Raw genomic sequence first — 18,646 nt, forward strand, 5'->3', positions numbered from 1 at the left:
GAACACGGACAAGGGGGAGAGCACATGGCCCGGTTTCCGGATGAATTTTCCCTCGATGAAGTGACAAAAGAAATGTTGCTTGCCGTCATTGAAAAAAAGAAAAAATGGGCGCGGCTTGAAAAGCGGTCGGCGCTTTCGCAGGCCGCCGCGTTTGCCGGCTTGGCCGCATTTCTTCTTTATATCATCGCCAACGCTGCGGCGATGACGGCATGGAGCGAACGATTCGCCTGGTTTTTTGCCGCCCCGATCCATATTTTGATCCTGCTCTTGTTATGTACGGTGTATTGGCTGGCTGTTTATTATAAAGGAAAAAGCGAAAAGGCGGAAGACGACTTTCATGCCCTACGCTGCGAAATTATTCAAAAAAGCATCGACTTATGGAAAAATGAAGAACAATGGAATGGGCGTCACCGGCTGTTTGAATGGCTGAAGCGGGAGTACGACATCAACCTGTATTATGAAAACAGCTGAATGGGGGCCCATCCAGCTGTGCTTTGTTTAGAATATTTTTTTCTGGCCGCGCTCTTCTTTCAAAATTTCCACCGCTTCGCGGAATCGCTGTGCATGGATGATTTCCCGTTCGCGCAAAAAGCGGAGCCCGTCGTTTAAATCCGGATCGTCGCTCATGTTGATGATCCACTGATAGGTGGCGCGCGCTTTCTCTTCAGCGGCGATGTCTTCGTACAAGTCGGTGATGGGGTCGCCTTTTGCTTGAATATACGTCGCCGTAAACGGGTTGCCGGCGGCGTTATGGTAAAAGAGGGCGCGCTCATGATCGACGTAATGAGGCTCAAGGCCGGCTTCTTTCAGCTGCTCCGGCGTCGCGTCTTTCGTCAGTTTGTACACCATTGTCGCGATCATTTCCAAATGGGCGAGTTCTTCGGTGCCGATGTCGTTAAGGAGCCCGATCACTTTCGGCGGCAGCGTATAACGCTGGTTTAGGTAACGGAGCGCCGCCGCCAGCTCTCCGTCCGCTCCGCCGTACTGCTCGATTAAATACTTCGCCAATCGCGGGTTGCACGTGCTGACGCGAACCGGGTATTGCAGTTTTTTTTCATAAATCCACATGATCCGTTCCTCCTTGCGTTCGTGATGAATCCGCTACACTTGCCAAGGCCAAGGCGCGTCATCCCAATTCCACGGGTAGTTGGAATAGCTGTGGCCAAACTGCTCAAGCGGGCCATAGGCGGCTTCAAACTGTTTTTTCAGCTGCTTCCGCTTTTGCGCGAGTTGGTTAAACTGTTGAATGGCTTGATAATCGTTCGGGTGGGTGTCCAAATAAAGCGTCAGCTCAACGAGGGCAAAATCGACGGCTTGCAGCTCCTCAAGCTGCTCGTAATACTCCTTTGGCATTTGTTTCATGAACCATCACCTTTTCCCTTCGTTTCGTAAGGGCTGTAATACGGATCGTAAAATACTTGCCAAAGCGTTCCTTTCATTAACGCCTCGCGCAGTGGAAACTGCGGCAAGTTTGGCGGTTGGAAGCCGACGTATAAGTTGGGCGCGGTGACGTACGTTTTGACGCGGATCGGCGGGCACGGGTCAAACGGGCTGATGTACGGCTCATATTGTTTGCGCGTCGTAAACATAAAACCCCCTCCTCCTTTTTGGCGAAGTTCAGTCTATATGTATGATAGTGGGTTGTTGTTCATGCCTGCTGATGATGGCGAATTGTTAAAGGAAAACGGAGGAGGGGAACATGGGCCGCCTATGGGTGACCGCCATGGCTACTGTTTTATGCACGTATTTGTTTTTTCGCTGGCTGCCGCCCCTTGAGCCATTTTCCCCAACCGTGTTTTTGACGCAGCTGTTGTTTTCCCCGCTTCGAACATGGCTTGCTTTTGCCTGTTTTTTGCTCGGCGTCGCTGCCAACGGGGCGCTTCTTAGCATCGCTGTAACCGGGACGGTGCGTTTGTTGTCCGGCCGGCGGCTGCGCTTAGGCCAATGGTTGCTCAGTTTGGCGTCGCTCGGCCATTTTTATTAGGCGTTTCAGTTCCATTGGCGGCTGGCGGCGCTTTTTTTCGTTTTTTCCTTTTTTTATGGTATGATGACGTTGAGAGGACGCCAGACGATGCCGCATCGCTGGCCATGACAGGGGGAAGTATGCTGATCCGGGGGAGCAACCGAGAAAAAATGCTTGTCTAAAACGGGGAAAACGATGTAAACTCATTAATAACAACAAACGAACCAATTGCCACTTGCGTCATACAATAACGGTAAGAGATGGCTCTGTAGGTAAGGAGGGGTGCCGATGCGTCTTGAGCGCTTGACCCACAACAAAATCAAAATTTTCCTGACGTTTGACGATTTGCTGGACCGCGGGTTGACGAAAGACGATTTATGGAAAGATACGTTTAAAGTCCATCAGCTGTTCCGCGATATGATCGAGGAAGCAAGCGAAGAGCTCGGCTTTGAGGTGAACGGATCGATCGCGGTCGAAGTCTACTCTTTACCGGCGCAGGGCATGGTCGTTATCGTTACGAACGAAGGCGACTACGACGACATGGAAGAAGAATTCGCCGACGATTATATTGAAATGCAAGTAACGCTCGATGAGAGCGATGACATATTTTACGAATTCCAAACGTTTGAAGATGTCATCCAGCTCGCTCATCGCCTGCATGCGGTCGGCTGCCTCGACGGCACGCTTTATTCCTATCAAGGCCGCTTTTACTTGCACGTCGCCGAAGAACCGCCGATTCCGCTCGACAACTTTGTCGCCTTGCTGGCCGAGTTTGGCAACCCGGCTACGATAACGATACATCGTGTGCAAGAATATGGGAAGCGGCTGATTGAACGCCGCGCGATCGAACAGCTCGTTCGTTATTTCCGCGCCAACTAAGGCATAGAAAGACTCCTTGAAATGGACAAGGAGTCTATTTTTTTGCGTCAACTGTTCGACGCCGCTTCGCCATTTTTCCTTTGCATCCGGCCACAGAAGGTGTATACTATGACATGAAAGGCGACAAATTATTATAGCGAGCTTATAGGAGGTTTACGTATGGCAGCCGATAAGCATACGGAAGAGAAAGAACAACAATACGACGTGCTGGCGTCGACACAAATTGTTATACATAGAGCGTTGGAAAAGCTCGGCTACCCGGAAGAGGTGTATGAGCTCTTGAAAGAGCCGATCCGCGTGCTGACGGTTCGCATTCCGGTGCGCATGGACGACGGATCGGTGAAAATTTTTACCGGCTACCGGGCGCAGCATAACGATGCAGTCGGTCCGACGAAAGGCGGGGTGCGTTTCCATCCTGATGTGACGGAACGAGAAGTGAAAGCGCTATCGATTTGGATGAGCTTAAAGTGCGGCATCGTCGACTTGCCATACGGCGGCGGCAAAGGCGGCATCGTCTGCGACCCGCGCACGATGTCGTTCCGCGAGCTTGAGCGGCTAAGCCGCGGTTATGTGCGCGCCATCAGCCAAATCGTGGGGCCGACAAAAGACATTCCGGCGCCGGATGTGTTTACGAACTCGCAAATTATGGCGTGGATGATGGATGAGTACAGCCGAATCCGCGAGTTCGATTCGCCAGGGTTTATCACCGGGAAGCCGCTTGTCCTCGGCGGTTCGCACGGCCGGGAAACGGCGACGGCCAAAGGGGTGACGATTTGCATCCGGGAAGCGGCGAAAAAACGCGGCTTGTCGCTCAAGGGGGCGCGCGTCGTCGTTCAAGGGTTCGGCAACGCCGGCAGCTATTTGGCCAAATTTATGCACGACGCCGGGGCGAAAGTCGTCGGCATTTCCGATGTGTACGGCGCGCTGTACGACCCGAACGGGCTCGATATCGACTATTTGCTTGAACGGCGCGACAGTTTTGGCACGGTGACGAAGCTGTTTAAAAATACGATTTCGAACAAAGAGCTGCTTGAGCTTGATTGCGATATTTTGGTGCCGGCGGCCATCGAAAACCAAATTACGGCCGAAAACGCTCCGCGCATTAAGGCGAGCATCGTCGTTGAGGCGGCGAACGGGCCGACGACGCTTGAGGCGACGGAAATTTTGACGCAGCGCGGCATTTTGCTCGTTCCGGACGTGTTGGCGAGCGCCGGGGGTGTGACGGTGTCGTACTTCGAATGGGTGCAAAACAACCAAGGGTACTATTGGACGGAAGAAGAAGTGGAACAGCGGCTTGAAAAAGTGATGGTCAAAGCGTTCAACAACGTGTATGAAATGGCGCAGACGCGCCGCGTCGACATGCGCCTTGCCGCCTACATGGTCGGCGTCCGCAAAATGGCGGAAGCGTGCCGGTTCCGCGGCTGGGTGTGAGGCGAGCAAGCGCCGATGTTTGCAAGCTTTGGTGAAATCCCCTATCATAAGATAGGGGATTTTTTGCTTCATGCGAGGTGGCAAAAACGATGAAAGAGGAGAAAATCATTATTGTCGGCGGCGGTCCGTGCGGGCTGGCGGCGGCGATTGCTTTGCAAGACGCCGGGTTTTCGCCGCTGGTGATCGAGAAAGGAAACATCGTCCATTCGATTTACCGTTTTCCGACGCATCAGACGTTTTTCAGCACGAGCGATCGGTTGGAGATCGGCGGCGTGCCGTTTATTACGGAAAACCGGAAGCCGAAGCGAAATCAAGCGCTTGCGTATTACCGGGAAGTCGTGGTTCGCAAGCAAGTGCGCGTCAATGCGTTTGAAGAAGTGAAAACCGTCAAGCCGCAGGAAGATGGCGCATTTCTGATTGAAACGACAAAAGGGGTGTACCGCGCGCAGTACGTCGTCATCGCCACCGGCTATTACGACCATCCGAACTATATGAACGTGCCGGGGGAAGAGCTGCCGAAAGTGATGCATTACTTTAAAGAAGCGCATCCGTACTTCAACACCGACTGCGTTGTCATCGGCGGCAAAAACTCGAGCATCGACGCGGCGATGGAGCTTGTGAAAGCGGGGGCGCGCGTGACCGTGCTGTATCGCGGCAACGAGTACTCGAAAAGCATTAAGCCGTGGATTTTGCCGGAGTTTGACTCTCTTGTGAAGAAAGGCGTCATCCGCATGGAGTTTCGCGCACATGTGAAAGCCATTACCGAAGATGCGGTTGTGTATGAAGTCGACGGGGAAACGAAAACCATCAAAAACGACTTTGTGTTTGCCATGACCGGCTATCATCCGGATCATCGCTTCTTGATGAACATCGGGGTGCAGATCGACCCGGAAAGCGGCCGGCCGCATTATGATCCGGAGACGATGGAGACAAACGTGCCGGGGGTGTTTATCGCCGGGGTGATCGCCGCTGGCAACGATGCGAATGAAATTTTTATCGAAAACGGCCGCTTCCATGGAGACGCTATTGCCGCCTGCATCGTCAAGCGCGAACGGGAGCGGGCAGCCAAGCAGCTGCAGTAGCGCTTCGTGGCCAATATATCGACTGGCATATGACGGCATGACCTCCTCGAACAATGAACGCTTTGCGGGCAAATGACATTTGCCCGCCGGCGTTCTTGTTCGAGGGAAGAGGCAGAAAAGCTTGTGTTCAGCCATATCATTCTTTGTTTTTTAGTAAAATAATGGATCATCAACAATCGTGTCATGATGCGAAAGCGAGAAAGCGAGGGTGGCTTGCGTGACGAAACGGAAAGTGGTGCTCCTGACAACCGGCGGCACGATTGCGAGCAAGCGAAACGAACGATCCGGCCGCCTGCGGGCCGGGGCGCTAAGCGGTGAAGAACTCGCGGCGATGTGCCATTTGCCGAAAGAAATTGAAATCATCGTGGAAAGCGTATTTCAATTGCCAAGCATGCATTTGACGTTTTCGCATTGGCTTGAGCTAAAAAAACGGATTGAGGCGCATTTCACCGATCCATCCGTTGATGGCATCGTCGTCACTCACGGAACCGATGCGCTCGAAGAAACGGCCTATTTCCTGGATTTGACGATCGATGACCCGCGGACGATCGTCGTCACTGGTTCGCAGCGGGCGCCGTCTGATTTGGGCAGCGATGTATACATCAACATCCGCCATGCCATTTACGCCGCGTGCGCCGAGCCGTTGCGTGGGGCGGGGACGGTCGTTGTGTTCAATGAACGCATTTTTGCCGCGAAATACGTGAAAAAAGAACACGCCTCGAACATTCAAGGATTCAACGCTTTCGGCTTCGGCTATTTGGGCATCATTGACAACGATGAGGTGTACGTGTACCAAAAGCCGATCCGACGCGAATATTACAAGCTTGTGCGCCCGCTTCCGCCGGTGGACATTGTGAAATGCTACTTGGAGGCGGACGGCAAGTTCATTAAAGCCGCCCGGGAAAGCGGCGTCGCTGGCATTGTGCTCGAAGGGGTCGGCCGCGGGCAAGTGGCGCCCAAAATGGTCGATGAAATCGTCAAAGCCATCGAAGCGGGGATCAAAGTCGTGGTGACGACGAGCGCCGAGGAAGGGGCGGTGTATACAACGTACGATTACCCCGGCAGCGCCTATGATTTGCATAAGAAAGGGGTTATTCTTGGCAGCGACTACGATGCGAAAAAAGCGCGCATTAAGCTTGCTGTTGCCCTTGCTGCCGACGCCGCCGTTGATGGCTTGTTCGCTTATTAGGCAACAAGCGGCCCAGCAATTCCTCTTTTTTTCTCCCCTGGTTCGTGGTACGATGAAGGTAAAAATGCCAAAGAAACGGGGATCGAGGATGTTTTCGTTGATTTCCGCCGGCGTCGCCCCCGGGGTGGCGCTGCTTAGTTATTTGTATTTAAAGGACGAGTATGAGGCTGAGCCGTTTTCGTTTGTGTTGCGCATGTTTTTGTTCGGCGTCTTGCTTGTGTTTCCGATCATGTTCATCCAATATGTGTTGGCGGCAGAAGGGATCGTCGCGTCGCCGGCCGCCGAGGCGTTTCTTTCCGCTGCGCTCCTTGAGGAGTTTGTCAAATGGTTTGTCGTTTATTTTTTTGTGTATGACCACGACGAATTTGACGAGCCGTATGACGGCATTGTGTACAGCGCCAGCGTCTCTCTTGGATTCGCGACGCTGGAAAACATTTTGTACTTGTTGGCCAACGGAGTGGAGACGGCCATTGCCCGGGCGCTTTTGCCGGTGTCCAGTCATGCGCTCTTTTCCGTCATCATGGGGTTTTATTTCGGCAAGGCGAAGTTTGCCGTAAAAAAGCGCCGCTATTATTTATGGGCGTCGTTTTTGTTGCCGTTTTTCCTTCATGGCGTCTATGACTGGCTGCTGCTCGCCAAAGAGCGTTGGGGCTATTATATGGGACCATTTATGCTCGCCTTATGGTGGGCGGCGTTGCGCAAAGTAAAACAAGCGAAAGGATACGCCCGCCCTCAAGCGGTGCCGCCTGTGAAAAGCCAAGCGTAAAAGCTTTGGCTTTTTTCTTTTTTTCGCATAAAAAAGGGAAACGGAAGGAAAATAGGGGTAAAAACGGTGAGTGTTGACGGGAGGTTCACATATGGCAAGAAAATGGGTTCTATTCATCGCATTGGCTGTTTGGACATGCATTTACCCATCAGGCCATGCTTTCGCGTTTTCCCCGCAAGTGATTCAGCGTGGAGCAGTTGGCGATGATGTCATTGAACTGCAGGCGCGGCTGCAATACCTTGGGTTTTACAACGGCAAAATTGACGGCGTGTTTGGCTGGCGAACGTATTGGGCGCTGCGCAATTTCCAATACGAATACGGCTTGCCGGTCGATGGATTAGCCGGATCGGAGACGAAACGGAAGCTTGTGAACGCTTCAAAATATTACGAGCAGTTTGTGAAAGAGCAAATCCGCCAAGGAAACGATTTCACCCATTATGGCGGCATTCCGCTCAGCCAGCAGGTGAAAAAACGCGGCAGTTCAGCGGGTTCAGTGCGAGCGGCGAAAACGACAGCATCCAATGTGCCAAAAGGGTTTTCGCAAAACGATATTCGGCTGATGGCAAACGCCGTTTACGGGGAAGCGCGCGGGGAGCCGTACATCGGACAAGTGGCGGTTGCCGCCGTTATTTTAAATCGGCTGGAGCATCCGTCGTTTCCGGATACGGTCGCCGGGGTGATCTTTCAGCCCGGCGCGTTTACCGCGGTCGCCGATGGGCAAATTTGGCTGACGCCGAATGAAACGGCGAAAAAAGCGGTGTTGGATGCGATCAACGGCTGGGACCCGACCGGCGGAGCGATTTACTACTTTAACCCAGCCACGGCGACGAGCGCTTGGATTTGGAGCCGCCCGCAAATCAAGCGGATTGGAAACCATATTTTTTGCAAATAAAAGGAGGGAGACGAGATGGTGCGAAACTTACTGATTGCAGCGCTTGTCGTCGCTGTCGTCGGCACTGGCTACTGGGGCTACCGCGAGCATCAGGAAAAAAACGCGATCTTAATTCATGCGGAAAACAATTACCAGCGCGCGTTCCACGATCTGGCCTATCAGATCGATTTGTTGCATGACAAACTTGGAGCGACGCTGGCGATGAATTCGCACGCCTCATTGTCGCCGGCGCTCGCCGAAGTGTGGAAAATCGCGTCTGAAGCCCATTCCGATGTCGGTCAACTGCCGCTGTCGCTTTTGCCGTTTAACAAGACGCAAGAGTTTTTATCGAAAATTGGCGAGTTCAGCTACCGGACGGCCGTGCGCGATTTGGAAAAAGAACCATTGACGAAAGAAGAGTATAAGACGCTCGAGGCGCTGTACAAAAGCGCCGGCGCGATCCGCCAAGAATTGCGCAACGTGCAGCATTTAGTGCTGGAAAACAATTTGCGCTGGATGGACGTCGAACTGGCGCTGGCGACGAACGACGAAAAAGGCGACAACATCATTATTGACGGCTTGAAAGCGGTGGAGAAAAATGTTGATACATTCTCAAGTTCGTCCGAGTTCGGCCCGTCGTTCATCGGCCTCGCCAATGAGGAAAAAGGCTTTGTCCGCGCGAAAGGGCGCCCGATTTCCAAAGCGGAAGCCAAACGGATCGCCCGCGAGTTTCTTGGATTAAAGGGAACGGAGAACATCAAGGTGACGGACAGCGGCAATGGGGCGGATGAGCGTTTTTACAGTTTAACGATTCACGATCCGAAAACAAAGGGCGACATTTATATGGATGTGACGAAAAACGGCGGATATCCGATTTGGGCGTTAAACAGCCGGCCAATCGGCAAGCCGAAGATCAGCCTGCATGAGGCGGCCAACCGTGGGATGGCGTTTTTGCGACGGCATCAATTCACCGGCTTTGAATTGTACGACAGCACGCAATACGATAATGTCGCCGTGCTGACGTTTGTCAAAAGCGAAGACGGCATCCGCATTTATCCGGAAGCGATCCAAATGAAAGTGGCGCTTGACAACGGCCATGTCGTCGGCTTTACGGCGCGCGACTATTTGTCATCGTCCATTCCGCGTCCGTTGCCCAAACCGACGCTCACCGTCGAGGCGGCGAAGAAAAAGTTAAACCCACATTTGAAAGTGATGGAAGAGCGCCAGGCGGTCATTATGAACGATTTGCAAAAACCGGTGCTTTGCTATGAGTTTTTAGGAACGCTTGGCGATGAAACGTATCAACTGTTCATTAACGCCGCAACCGGCCTTGAAGAAAAAGTCGAGAAGCTTGAAAGCGTGGAGCCGAATTACAGATGAAAACAAAGGGAGGAAAAGCTGGGGCTGTCGGCTTTTCCTCTTTTTTTTGGTCAAAGGCAGCCGGACGGTATGGTATAATCGTCATGGGACATCATGCGGATCGGCGAAACGATCGCCGGTTCGGCAGCTGACTGAAAAGGGGAAAAGGGACCATGATGATCAAAATCGGAGATTCGATCCGGCTTGAGCCGTCGGACGGCTCAGCGCGGCAATACCGAAGCAAGGCGCTCGCCGTTGCTGACGGGGCGGTTCATATCAGCTATCCGATCGATGAACAGAGTGGAAAAACCGTTTATTTGTTGAACGGGATGCAGTTTAAAGCGACTTTTGTCGGGCAAGACGGCGGTTTATACATGTTTGATACCGAAGTGAAGGGAAAAATCCGCGATCCGTTGCCGATGGTCGTCTTGGCTTACCCGGGCGAGGAATACGTCGTGCGCATCCAGCGCCGCCGTTATGTGCGGGTGAAAGCGAATGTTGATGCGGCCGTCCATCCGTCTGACAGCGAGTTCGCTCCGTTTACGACGATGACGGTGGATATCAGCGCCGGCGGCGCCGCCCTCCTTGTGCCGCCGGCGCACGCTTCGCTTCTTCGCCCCGGCATGGCGGTCGAGCTTTGGCTCGTGTTGGCGATGCGCTCCGGCGAATTCCATTACGTACAAACGAAGGCGTCGATTGTGCGCATGGCTGATGACGAGCGTGGCATGGCGAACATGTCGGTGGAGTTCACAGACGTCGCCCCCCAAGACCGCGTCCGGCTCATTCGCTACAGCTTTGAACGGCAGCTTGAAGAGAGAAAATGGGAGAATGAACAGAATAAATGAGCTGGGCGCGTGGAATACTGCTAGAAAAAGTGGGAAGCAGGAGGCTTGCGCCATGAAACGGATCGAACAGCTGTTGTGGAAGCTTGTCGTCATCCAGGCGATTTGTTTGCTAGTCGCCCAATGGCTTGTGTTGTACACGAAAGCGCCCTTGTATATCGGCAAGGTGTACGAATACGAAGGTGTAGCCAAGCCGGAAAAAACGAAAACAGTTGAAACGGCCGTCGACCGTTGACGGCGGATATGGTACAATGAACATGGAGACATGCAGGGTTTTCCTGCATTTTTCTTTGTGCACTCATCAAGCGATTTTCGGTAAAGCAGGAGGAAATGATGAAACGACGAATCAGCATCGCGATCGACGGACCCGCCGCGGCGGGGAAAAGCACGGTCGCCAAACGGATCGCTAGGCGGCTTTCCTACGTATACATCGATACCGGAGCCATGTATCGAGCGCTGACGTACCGGGCGCTTGCATGCGGCGTCGACATCCATGATGAGCAGGCGCTCCTGTCGCTGCTTCGCGATACATCGATTGAGTTGAAACCGTCGCCGCATGGACAGATCGTCCTAGTCAATGGCGACGATGTGACCGACATCATCCGCGGTGAGGCGGTGACGAATGCGGTGTCGTTTGTCGCGAAGCATCCGCTTGTGCGCGAGGAGATGGTCGCCCGTCAACGCGCCTTGGCGGAAGGGGGCGGCGTCGTCATGGACGGGCGCGATATCGGAACGCATGTGCTGCCGAATGCCGAAGTGAAAATTTTCCTGAAAGCTTCGGTCGAGGAGCGGGCGCGGCGCCGGCATGAGGAAAATCTTGCGCGCGGCTTTCCATCCGATCTTGAAAAGCTGAAAGAAGAGATCGCCCGCCGCGATCGGCTCGATTCAGAACGAGAGACAGCGCCGCTTCGCAAGGCGCCGGATGCGGTGGAAATCGACACGACATCGCTGTCCGTTGAGGAAGTGGTGGAGCGGATTATGGAGATTGTCAACGAAAGGATTGGATGACGGTGGATTTTTATTCATTCGCCAAAGGAATCGTCAAAGGAGTGCTCACTCCTTTGTACCGCATTCAAACGATCGGGGTTGAACAATTTCCGAAGGAAGGCGGCGTGCTTCTTTGCGCCAACCATATCAGCAACCTAGATCCGCCGGTCGTCGGCATTACGGCGCCGCGGCCGATTCGGTTTATGGCGAAGGAAGAGCTGTTTCGCGCACCGGTCGTGAAAACGCTTGTCAAAAGCTTGCATGCCTTTCCGGTCAAGCGCGGCATGAACGATCGCCAGGCGCTGCGCACCGGGCTTGAGGTGCTGAAGCAAGGCGAAGTGCTCGGCATTTTTCCGGAAGGGACGCGCAGCAAAGACGGCCGGCTGAAAAAGGCGCTCCCCGGCGTTGGCTTTTTCGCTTTGCGCACCGATGCCGCCGTCGTTCCGTGCGCCATTGTCGGTCCGTATCGTCCGTTTGCGCCGCTTAAGGTTGTGTACGGAGCGCCGATCGATATGGCGCCGCTGCGCGCGCGGAAAGCGAGCCCAGAAGAAGCGGCCGATTACATTATGGATCATATCCGCCGGCTGCTGGAAGAGCATCAGCGGGCATGAAAGGAACAGGCTGTTCGAGGCATCTCTTCCGCCTCCTCCATGAGCATTATAGTACATGTTGATTGAGAAAATATGGTATACTAACTAGAAAAGCGTCCTTATTTTGCCGACAGCCGGCCGCGGCCTCGGCGCGAGGCGCGCTTTTGACAGTTGTCAGTCGATGAAGGAGGGTTTTTGCGATGACAGAAGAGATGAATGTGCAAGTGAATGTGTATGAAGTGGGCGATATCGTCCGCGGCAAAGTGGTGAAGCTTGAGGACAAACAAGTGCTTGTCGAGGTGGAAAACAGCAAGCAAAGCGGCATCATTCCGATCAGCGAGCTGTCGAACTTGCATATTGAAAAACCGAGTGATGCCGTCGCTGTCGGCGATGAAGTGACGGCCAAAGTCAAAAAAGTGGAAGAAGGAAAAGACGGGGAAGAAGGGTTGCTCATTTTATCGAAAAGAGCGGTGGACGCCGAGCGGGCGTGGGAAGATCTAGAGCGCAAATTTGCAAGCGGCGAAACGTTTGAAACCGTCATTAAAGATATCGTCAAAGGCGGTCTTGTCGCCGACGTCGGCGTGCGCGGCTTCATCCCGGCGTCGCTTGTCGAGCCGCATTACGTCGAAGATTTTTCCGATTACAAAGGAAAAACGCTCTCCGTGAAAGTCGTCGAGCTTGACCGCGAGAAAAACCGCGTCATTTTGTCGCATCGGGCGGTCGTTGAGGAAGAACAAGCGCGGCAGCAAAAAGAACTGCTCTCCGGCCTTGAGCCGGGGCAAGTGCTCGATGGCGTCGTCCGCCGCATTGCCGATTTCGGCGTCTTTGTCGATGTCGGCGGGTTTGATGGGCTCGTACATATTTCCCAGCTTTCCCATACGCGCGTCGCTCATCCGTCGGAAGTGGTCAAAGAAGGCGATGCGGTGAAAGTGAAAGTGTTGGCCGTCGACCCGGAGAACGGGCGCCTGTCGCTGTCGATCAAAGAAGCGCTGCCGGGCCCATGGGAAGGCCTCAGTGAAAAAGTGAAACCGGGTGATGTCGTCACCGGGACGGTGAAACGGCTCGCTTCGTTCGGCGCGTTTGTGGAAGTCTTCCCAGGCGTCGAAGGATTGGTGCATGTGTCGCAAATCGCCAACCGCCGCATCGGCTCGCCGCATGAAGTGCTGAAAGAAGGCGACGTGGTGAAGGCGAAAGTGCTCGATGTCAACGAAGCGGATCACCGCCTCTCCCTCAGCATCCGCGCGCTGCTTGAGGAAGAGGCGGCCGCGCCGGCTGAGGACTACAGCCAATACACAAGAACGTCGGAAACGCGCGGCTTCCAGCTCGGCGAAGTGATTGGCGAGCAGCTGAAAAAATTAAAGTAATGTAGAGCCGCAAGATCAACTAGCTGGCAAAACAAAGCGAAAGCTCCCTTCTGTCCGATGGCTTGAGCCATCTGGACGGAGGGAGCTTTTTTGCTTGATTCATTGCAGTAGGGTGCGGCTGTTGCTCGCATCGGGACAAGAGCGGCCGCAAGGGAAGATAAGGACCGCTTTTTCTTAATGGCGGTTCCGTTCCCGCGCTTCCTCCGGCGTGTCGAGCCGAGCCGCTCCTTTATAGGAGAGGGACTGATCCCGGTCTGACTCGACGCGCCGCGATTGCTTCAGCTTTTTTTCCTGTCGATCTTTTCCCATTTCGCCATGGCTCCTTTCTGCTTCGGTACAGCGATCATTTTTACTATGAACGAATGCTGTTTTTTCTATACAGGAATGAACGTTCATAAAAGATGACATAATGAACATAATAAGGAGTGGAAAAGATGGAAGGGGCCTATTTTTATTTCTTTTTTTGGGCGTTATGGATTGCAGCGACATTTTTGATGAAAAAGACTGTCGAGCGGACGAAGCTGGCTGCATTTTCGCTATTCATGATCAGTTCGGCTTCCATGACAGTGAAGATCAGCCCCCTTCATATGGCGTTGTCCTTTTTTGTGCTTTTTTTCTCCTCTTGTTACGTGGCGGTCACACAGCGGCCATGCGGATGGCTGCGGATGGCGCTGTCAGCGTCCGGCTTGGCGTTTGCCTATGCCGCTTTTCGTCTGCTTGCCTTGTTTGATCCGGTCTGGATTTGGCTTGATGGCCAATGGATGCTTGGCTGGTGGATGGCCTTGATCAGCAGTCTGTTCCACCGCCGCATATCCGCCCGCCTTCTTTGTCTGGCGCTCGGCGGCTGTCAAGGGGAAGTGATGTACGCCATGTCCATCTTTCGCATGGCGCCGGGTTATGTGCTTGGGTCGTTTTCCTTTTTGGATGTGCTCGCCATTAGCGCATCATCTTTGCTCGTTTGGGAATCGATCCGCTTCTTCTCGCTGCAGCTTGAGGAAAAACGGCCTGTAAGGAGGACGAGGCAGCCGTGAACGAATACACGTTTCCGATTTTATACGGTGTTGCCGCTGGGGTGTTGACGCGGCTTTATTTGTTGCGCACCGATTACCGGCAATACCCGACGTATTTGCACGGTCGGACCATCCATATCGCCTTAGGGGCCATTGCCGCCGGCTTGGGAACGATCGCCGTGCCGGCGATTATGGAAAAAGAGTTCGCAGCGATCACGTTTTTGGCCTTGGCCGCCTCACAATTTCGCGACGTGCGCAATATGGAGCGCAATACGTTGAACGAGTTGGATCAGTATGAGCTGGTGCCGAGAGGAAAAACATACATCGAAGGCATCGCGATTGTGTTTGAAGGGAGGAACTATTTAGTCATTTTCGTCTCCTTTCTATCGACGCTCTTTTATTTAGTATGGGACATTTGGGCCGCGCTTGCCGCCAGTATCATCGGCCTTATGACGGCGCGGCGGTTTATGAGCGGAAGCCGGCTGAAAGACATTGCCGACGTCCAATATGTCAAGCCGCATTTTGAAGGGGCGGGGCTGTATGTTGATAACATCTATATCATGAACATCGGCTTGCCGGCGCGGCGCGAAGAAATTTTGCGCTACGGGATGGGGTTTATTTTAACGCCGAAAAACTTTAACGCGCGCACGACGATCGCCAACCTTGGGCAGCGGCAGGCGATTTTGCATGATGTATCGACCGCCCTCGGCATTTACCGCGACTCCGGAACGCCGGCGCTCGTGCCGCTCGCCAAGCGCGATTTGAACGACGGGCGCGTCGGCATTTTCATTTTGCCGCAAGTGGAGGATGTCGAGAAAGCGAAGGCTGTCATCGAAAACGTGCCGGTGCTTGAGAGCGCCATCCGCATGCCGAAGAAACGGCGATGGAAGCGGAAAAGGGGGGAGCGGCGATGACGCATGAAAAAATCATTTTGGCCATCATTACGATGAACGGCGGGCGCGTCGCCGGCGGTGCGCCGATCTTTATTTGCCAAACGACAGAGGAAATGGAACAGATCGCCGCGAATTTAGAGGCGATTTTGGATGGCATCGCCCATGAAGTGGGCGAGGGGCTTCTTATTATTGTCAAACATTAGTTGTTGAGCGTTTCGCTTTTTGATAAAATAAAGCAGTTGTAGCCTACCTTGGTTCATCGCTAAAAGATGCACTTGATTGGCAAAAAGTCATTTCCTTCCCAGCCTCGCAGTCAAGTGCCCTTGGCGTTGATGGACCGATGCCCTTCCGAAAAGGGCGTTTTTTTTCAGCGACAAAGGGTAAGGAGAAAACGAAGATAAAGGGTGGTAGCATGGCAAATCCAGTCGTGGCCATTGTCGGCCGTCCAAATGTAGGAAAATCGACGATTTTCAACCGCATTGTCGGGGAACGCATTTCCATCGTCGAAGACGTGCCTGGAGTGACGCGCGACCGCATTTACAGCCGAGCCGAATGGCTGAACCATTCGTTTTATTTGATCGATACCGGCGGCATTGACATTGGCGATGAGCCGCTGCTTGTGCAAATTCGCCAGCAGGCCGAAATCGCCATCGATGAGGCGGATGTCATCATCTTTATGACGAACGGCCGGGACGGTGTGACTGCGGCTGATGAAGAGGTGGCCAAGCTGCTCCGCCGGTCGAATAAGCCAGTTGTGCTCGCGGTGAACAAAATCGACAATCCGGAAATGCGTGATTTGATTTACGACTTTTACGCTCTGGGCTTTGGGGAGCCGTATCCGATTTCCGGAGCTCATGGGACAGGGCTTGGCGATTTGCTTGATGCTGTTGTCCGTCATTTTCCAAAGGGCGGTGGACAAGAGTATGAAGAAGACGTCATTAAGTTTTGCCTCATTGGCCGGCCGAATGTCGGCAAATCGTCGCTTGTCAACGCCATTTTAGGTGAGGAGCGGGTCATCGTCAGCGACATCGCCGGTACGACGAGGGACGCCGTCGACACCTCGTTTGTGCGCGAAGGGCAGGAATATGTTATCATTGATACGGCGGGGATGCGCAAACGAGGAAAAATTTACGAAAGCACGGAAAAATATAGCGTCTTGCGCGCGTTAAGGGCCATTGAGCGCTCGGACGTCGTGCTTGTTGTGTTAAACGCTGAGGAAGGCATCATCGAGCAGGACAAAAAAATTGCCGGATACGCGCATGAAGCGGGTCGCGGTGTCATTTTGGTCGTCAATAAATGGGATGCGATTGAAAAGGACGACAAAACGATGGTCGAATTTGAGCGGAAGATTCGCGACCATTTTCCGTTTTTGGACTATGCGCCGATTTTGTTCGTATCGGCGAAAACGAAGCAGCGGCTGCATAAGCTCTTGCCGCTCGTCCGGCTTGTGAGTGACAATCATGCGATGCGCGTCCAGACCAATGTGCTCAATGAAGTCATCATGGATGCGGTGGCGATGAATCCGACGCCGACGCATAACGGGCGGCGTCTGAAAGTTTATTACATGACGCAAGTCGCCGTCAAACCGCCGACGTTTGTCGCGTTTGTCAACGACCCGGAACTGATGCATTTTTCATATGAACGGTTTTTGGAAAACCGCATCCGCGATGCATTCGGTTTTGAAGGCACACCGATTAAAATCATCGCCCGCCCGCGGAAATAAGAAAAGCGGAGGCCGCGCGCCAAGCTCCCGAGGCAAAATGTTCTCCGCGCCGAGAAGTGCTTGCACTTCGAGGGCGGAGGTTATTTTGCGGAAGGGAGCTAGCGGCCGGAGCTAGACAGGAAGAAAAGCGGAGGCGAGCGGTTCGCCGCGACGGGCAAATGTTCTTCGCCTGGAGGGATTTACAATCCCGAAGGAGAAGGTTATTTGACCCCGAGCGGCGGCGAGCCGCAGCTAGACAGGAAGAAAAGCGGAGGCGCCGAGATTAGCTCTCGAAGCCAAATGTTCTTCACCCGCAGGGGGGCCTGCCCCCCGAGGGGGAAGGTTATTTGGCAGAAGAGAGCTAGGCGCCGCAGCTAGACAGGAAGAAAAGCGGAGGCCGCTTGCCCATCGGCGACACGCGCTGCGGGGCCGGCGAGGAGGCTCGAACCAAGGAAAGTTTGGTTCTGTGTGGGTGGTGTCACAGGAGCGTAAGCCATGTGTCGCCGCCGCGAAAGTCGGACGAACAGGAGCGAAGAGGCGGCGCGATTGCTATTTTTCAAGGTTGCGACAATCGGATAAAGGAAGTGGAAAACGATGGAGAACATCGCCGTATTGGGGGCTGGAAGCTGGGGAACGGCGTTGGCGCTCGTGCTGGCTGACAATGGGCACCACGTCCGGCTCTGGGGTCATCGGACCGAGCAGATCAACGAAATCAACGAAAAGCGGACAAATGAAAAATATTTGCCAGGCGTTCGCCTGCCGGACGCCATTATCGGCTATGACGACCTTTGTGCTGCGCTTGACGACGTTGCGATCGTTGTGCTCGCCGTGCCGACGAAAGCGATCCGTACGGTGCTTGCGGACGTGCGCGCCTGCTTGGCCAAGCCGATCACCGTCGTTGCTGTCAGCAAAGGAATCGAACCAGGGACGCATAAGCGGGTGTCGGAAATGGTCGCCGAGGAAATGGGGGAATGGCTTGCAGATGTTGTCGTTCTCTCCGGGCCGAGCCATGCCGAGGAAGTCGTGCTCCGCCACCCGACGACCGTGGCGGTATCGTCGCCAAATATGGAAGCGGCGCGCCGCATTCAAGACATCTTTATGAACCATCACTATTTTCGCGTGTATACGAACCCGGATTTAATCGGCGTCGAAGTCGGCGGGGCGCTGAAAAATATCATCGCCTTGGCCGCCGGAATCAGCGACGGGCTTGGCTATGGGGATAATGCCAAAGCGGCCCTCATCACGCGCGGGCTCGCTGAGATTGCCCGCCTCGGCTGCGCCCTCGGCGCTAATCCGTTGACATTCGCTGGTTTGACGGGAGTCGGCGATTTGATTGTCACGTGCACGAGCGTCCATTCCCGCAACTGGAGAGCCGGCTACATGCTCGGCCAAGGAAAAAAGCTGGACAAGGTGCTTGAGAGCATGGGGATGGTCGTCGAAGGGGTGCGAACGACAAAAGCCGCCTATGAGTTGGCGAACGAACTCGGGGTGAAAATGCCGATCACCGAAGCCCTCTATGAAGTGCTGTTTGCGGGGAAAGATCCGAAAGAGGCGGTCGATTCGCTCATGGCGCGCGGAAAAAAAGAAGAAATGGATGACTTAAACAACATTTTTGCCAAACAAGAATGATGAAAATAGGCCAATGGCGGTACAAGTCGTCTTCGTTCTGCATACAATATGGCGAACCATCATCGGCTTGAGCTTCCGGAAGGGTATGA

General features: G+C 53.8%; 23 protein-coding genes. 19 read left to right on the forward strand and 4 right to left on the reverse strand.

Annotated elements, in window-relative coordinates; translation table 11 throughout:
- The first annotated feature begins 24 nt into the window (after nucleotides 1-24).
- Nucleotides 25-471: a YpbF family protein gene (locus tag B9L19_RS07095; protein ID WP_025948506.1), complete on the forward strand. Its 447-nt coding sequence runs from the start codon at nucleotides 25-27 to the stop codon at nucleotides 469-471.
- Between the two features lie 27 nt (nucleotides 472-498).
- Here the strand turns inward: B9L19_RS07095 and B9L19_RS07100 are convergent, their stop codons facing one another.
- From B9L19_RS07100 to B9L19_RS07110, 3 genes are read right to left on the reverse strand one after another with little or no spacing between them, the layout of a single operon-like run.
- On the reverse strand, nucleotides 499-1,068 hold the full coding sequence (locus B9L19_RS07100) for a manganese catalase family protein (protein WP_025948505.1): 570 nt from the start codon (nucleotides 1,066-1,068) through the stop codon (nucleotides 499-501).
- A 33-nt stretch (nucleotides 1,069-1,101) separates the two neighbouring features.
- Nucleotides 1,102-1,362, reverse strand: a complete 261-nt coding sequence (locus B9L19_RS07105) for a spore coat protein CotJB (RefSeq protein WP_031408620.1) — start codon at nucleotides 1,360-1,362, stop codon at nucleotides 1,102-1,104.
- Nucleotides 1,359-1,589: a spore coat associated protein CotJA gene (locus B9L19_RS07110; RefSeq protein ID WP_025948503.1), complete on the reverse strand. Its 231-nt coding sequence runs from the start codon at nucleotides 1,587-1,589 to the stop codon at nucleotides 1,359-1,361. Before B9L19_RS07110 ends, B9L19_RS07105 begins: the two co-directional genes overlap by 4 nt.
- Nucleotides 1,590-1,699: 110 nt before the next feature.
- Here B9L19_RS07110 and B9L19_RS07115 point away from each other — a divergent pair, with 110 nt between their 5' ends.
- The 13 genes from B9L19_RS07115 (at nucleotide 1,700) to rpsA (ending at nucleotide 13,323) form a co-directional block, all read left to right on the forward strand.
- Entirely contained in the window at nucleotides 1,700-1,984 is a 285-nt protein-coding gene (locus tag B9L19_RS07115; RefSeq protein ID WP_241771968.1) for a hypothetical protein, read from the forward strand.
- A 267-nt stretch (nucleotides 1,985-2,251) separates the two neighbouring features.
- The gene (locus tag B9L19_RS07120) at nucleotides 2,252-2,842 is read left to right on the forward strand and encodes a genetic competence negative regulator (protein WP_025948502.1); all 591 of its coding nucleotides are present in this window, start codon (nucleotides 2,252-2,254) and stop codon (nucleotides 2,840-2,842) included.
- A gap of 159 nt (nucleotides 2,843-3,001) precedes the next feature.
- The gene (locus B9L19_RS07125) at nucleotides 3,002-4,273 is read left to right on the forward strand and encodes a Glu/Leu/Phe/Val family dehydrogenase (RefSeq protein WP_025948501.1); all 1,272 of its coding nucleotides are present in this window, start codon (nucleotides 3,002-3,004) and stop codon (nucleotides 4,271-4,273) included.
- Between the two features lie 89 nt (nucleotides 4,274-4,362).
- The gene (locus B9L19_RS07130) at nucleotides 4,363-5,355 is read left to right on the forward strand and encodes a YpdA family putative bacillithiol disulfide reductase (protein WP_047752880.1); all 993 of its coding nucleotides are present in this window, start codon (nucleotides 4,363-4,365) and stop codon (nucleotides 5,353-5,355) included.
- 217 nt (nucleotides 5,356-5,572) lie between these two features.
- Nucleotides 5,573-6,544: an asparaginase gene (locus B9L19_RS07135; protein WP_012820743.1), complete on the forward strand. Its 972-nt coding sequence runs from the start codon at nucleotides 5,573-5,575 to the stop codon at nucleotides 6,542-6,544.
- Between the two features lie 88 nt (nucleotides 6,545-6,632).
- Complete coding sequence (gene prsW / locus B9L19_RS07140) at nucleotides 6,633-7,310, forward strand: glutamic-type intramembrane protease PrsW (protein WP_047752881.1); 678 nt, start codon at nucleotides 6,633-6,635, stop codon at nucleotides 7,308-7,310.
- 91 nt (nucleotides 7,311-7,401) lie between these two features.
- Nucleotides 7,402-8,202: a spore cortex-lytic enzyme gene (gene sleB, locus B9L19_RS07145; RefSeq protein ID WP_089113884.1), complete on the forward strand. Its 801-nt coding sequence runs from the start codon at nucleotides 7,402-7,404 to the stop codon at nucleotides 8,200-8,202.
- A gap of 15 nt (nucleotides 8,203-8,217) precedes the next feature.
- The gene (gene ypeB, locus B9L19_RS07150; protein WP_047752883.1) at nucleotides 8,218-9,561 is read left to right on the forward strand and encodes a germination protein YpeB; all 1,344 of its coding nucleotides are present in this window, start codon (nucleotides 8,218-8,220) and stop codon (nucleotides 9,559-9,561) included.
- Nucleotides 9,562-9,716: 155 nt separating this feature from the next.
- A complete protein-coding gene (locus tag B9L19_RS07155; protein WP_025948496.1) occupies nucleotides 9,717-10,385 on the forward strand; it encodes a flagellar brake protein in 669 nt (222 codons plus the stop codon).
- 52 nt (nucleotides 10,386-10,437) lie between these two features.
- Nucleotides 10,438-10,617 (forward strand): YpfB family protein, encoded by a 180-nt coding sequence (locus B9L19_RS07160; RefSeq protein WP_020754079.1) that lies wholly within the window; start codon nucleotides 10,438-10,440, stop codon nucleotides 10,615-10,617.
- 98 nt (nucleotides 10,618-10,715) lie between these two features.
- Complete coding sequence (cmk, locus tag B9L19_RS07165; RefSeq protein ID WP_025948495.1) at nucleotides 10,716-11,390, forward strand: (d)CMP kinase; 675 nt, start codon at nucleotides 10,716-10,718, stop codon at nucleotides 11,388-11,390.
- Entirely contained in the window at nucleotides 11,387-11,980 is a 594-nt protein-coding gene (locus B9L19_RS07170) for a lysophospholipid acyltransferase family protein (protein WP_015731607.1), read from the forward strand. Before cmk ends, B9L19_RS07170 begins: the two co-directional genes overlap by 4 nt.
- Nucleotides 11,981-12,159: 179 nt before the next feature.
- Complete coding sequence (gene rpsA / locus B9L19_RS07175) at nucleotides 12,160-13,323, forward strand: 30S ribosomal protein S1 (RefSeq protein WP_025948494.1); 1,164 nt, start codon at nucleotides 12,160-12,162, stop codon at nucleotides 13,321-13,323.
- Between the two features lie 174 nt (nucleotides 13,324-13,497).
- Here the strand turns inward: rpsA and B9L19_RS07180 are convergent, their stop codons facing one another.
- The gene (locus tag B9L19_RS07180; RefSeq protein ID WP_013144883.1) at nucleotides 13,498-13,632 is read right to left on the reverse strand and encodes a YpzI family protein; all 135 of its coding nucleotides are present in this window, start codon (nucleotides 13,630-13,632) and stop codon (nucleotides 13,498-13,500) included.
- 125 nt (nucleotides 13,633-13,757) lie between these two features.
- Between B9L19_RS07180 and B9L19_RS07185 the strand changes: the two genes are divergently transcribed.
- The 5 genes from B9L19_RS07185 (at nucleotide 13,758) to B9L19_RS07205 (ending at nucleotide 18,557) form a co-directional block, all read left to right on the forward strand.
- The gene (locus B9L19_RS07185; RefSeq protein ID WP_013144884.1) at nucleotides 13,758-14,354 is read left to right on the forward strand and encodes a YphA family membrane protein; all 597 of its coding nucleotides are present in this window, start codon (nucleotides 13,758-13,760) and stop codon (nucleotides 14,352-14,354) included.
- Complete coding sequence (locus tag B9L19_RS07190) at nucleotides 14,351-15,247, forward strand: YIEGIA family protein (RefSeq protein ID WP_033023921.1); 897 nt, start codon at nucleotides 14,351-14,353, stop codon at nucleotides 15,245-15,247. The genes B9L19_RS07185 and B9L19_RS07190 overlap by 4 nt, the downstream gene beginning before the upstream one ends.
- Nucleotides 15,244-15,429, forward strand: coding sequence for a capping complex subunit for YIEGIA (locus B9L19_RS07195; RefSeq protein WP_025948493.1), 186 nt, complete (start codon nucleotides 15,244-15,246; stop codon nucleotides 15,427-15,429). The genes B9L19_RS07190 and B9L19_RS07195 overlap by 4 nt, the downstream gene beginning before the upstream one ends.
- A 209-nt stretch (nucleotides 15,430-15,638) precedes the next feature.
- Nucleotides 15,639-16,949 (forward strand): ribosome biogenesis GTPase Der, encoded by a 1,311-nt coding sequence (gene der / locus B9L19_RS07200; protein ID WP_013144887.1) that lies wholly within the window; start codon nucleotides 15,639-15,641, stop codon nucleotides 16,947-16,949.
- A 573-nt stretch (nucleotides 16,950-17,522) separates the two neighbouring features.
- Nucleotides 17,523-18,557: an NAD(P)H-dependent glycerol-3-phosphate dehydrogenase gene (locus B9L19_RS07205; RefSeq protein WP_089113885.1), complete on the forward strand. Its 1,035-nt coding sequence runs from the start codon at nucleotides 17,523-17,525 to the stop codon at nucleotides 18,555-18,557.
- The last annotated feature ends 89 nt before the right edge of the window (nucleotides 18,558-18,646 follow it).

It is taken from the genome of Geobacillus thermocatenulatus (genome assembly GCF_002217655.1).
GTDB lineage: Bacteria > Bacillota > Bacilli > Bacillales > Anoxybacillaceae > Geobacillus > Geobacillus thermocatenulatus.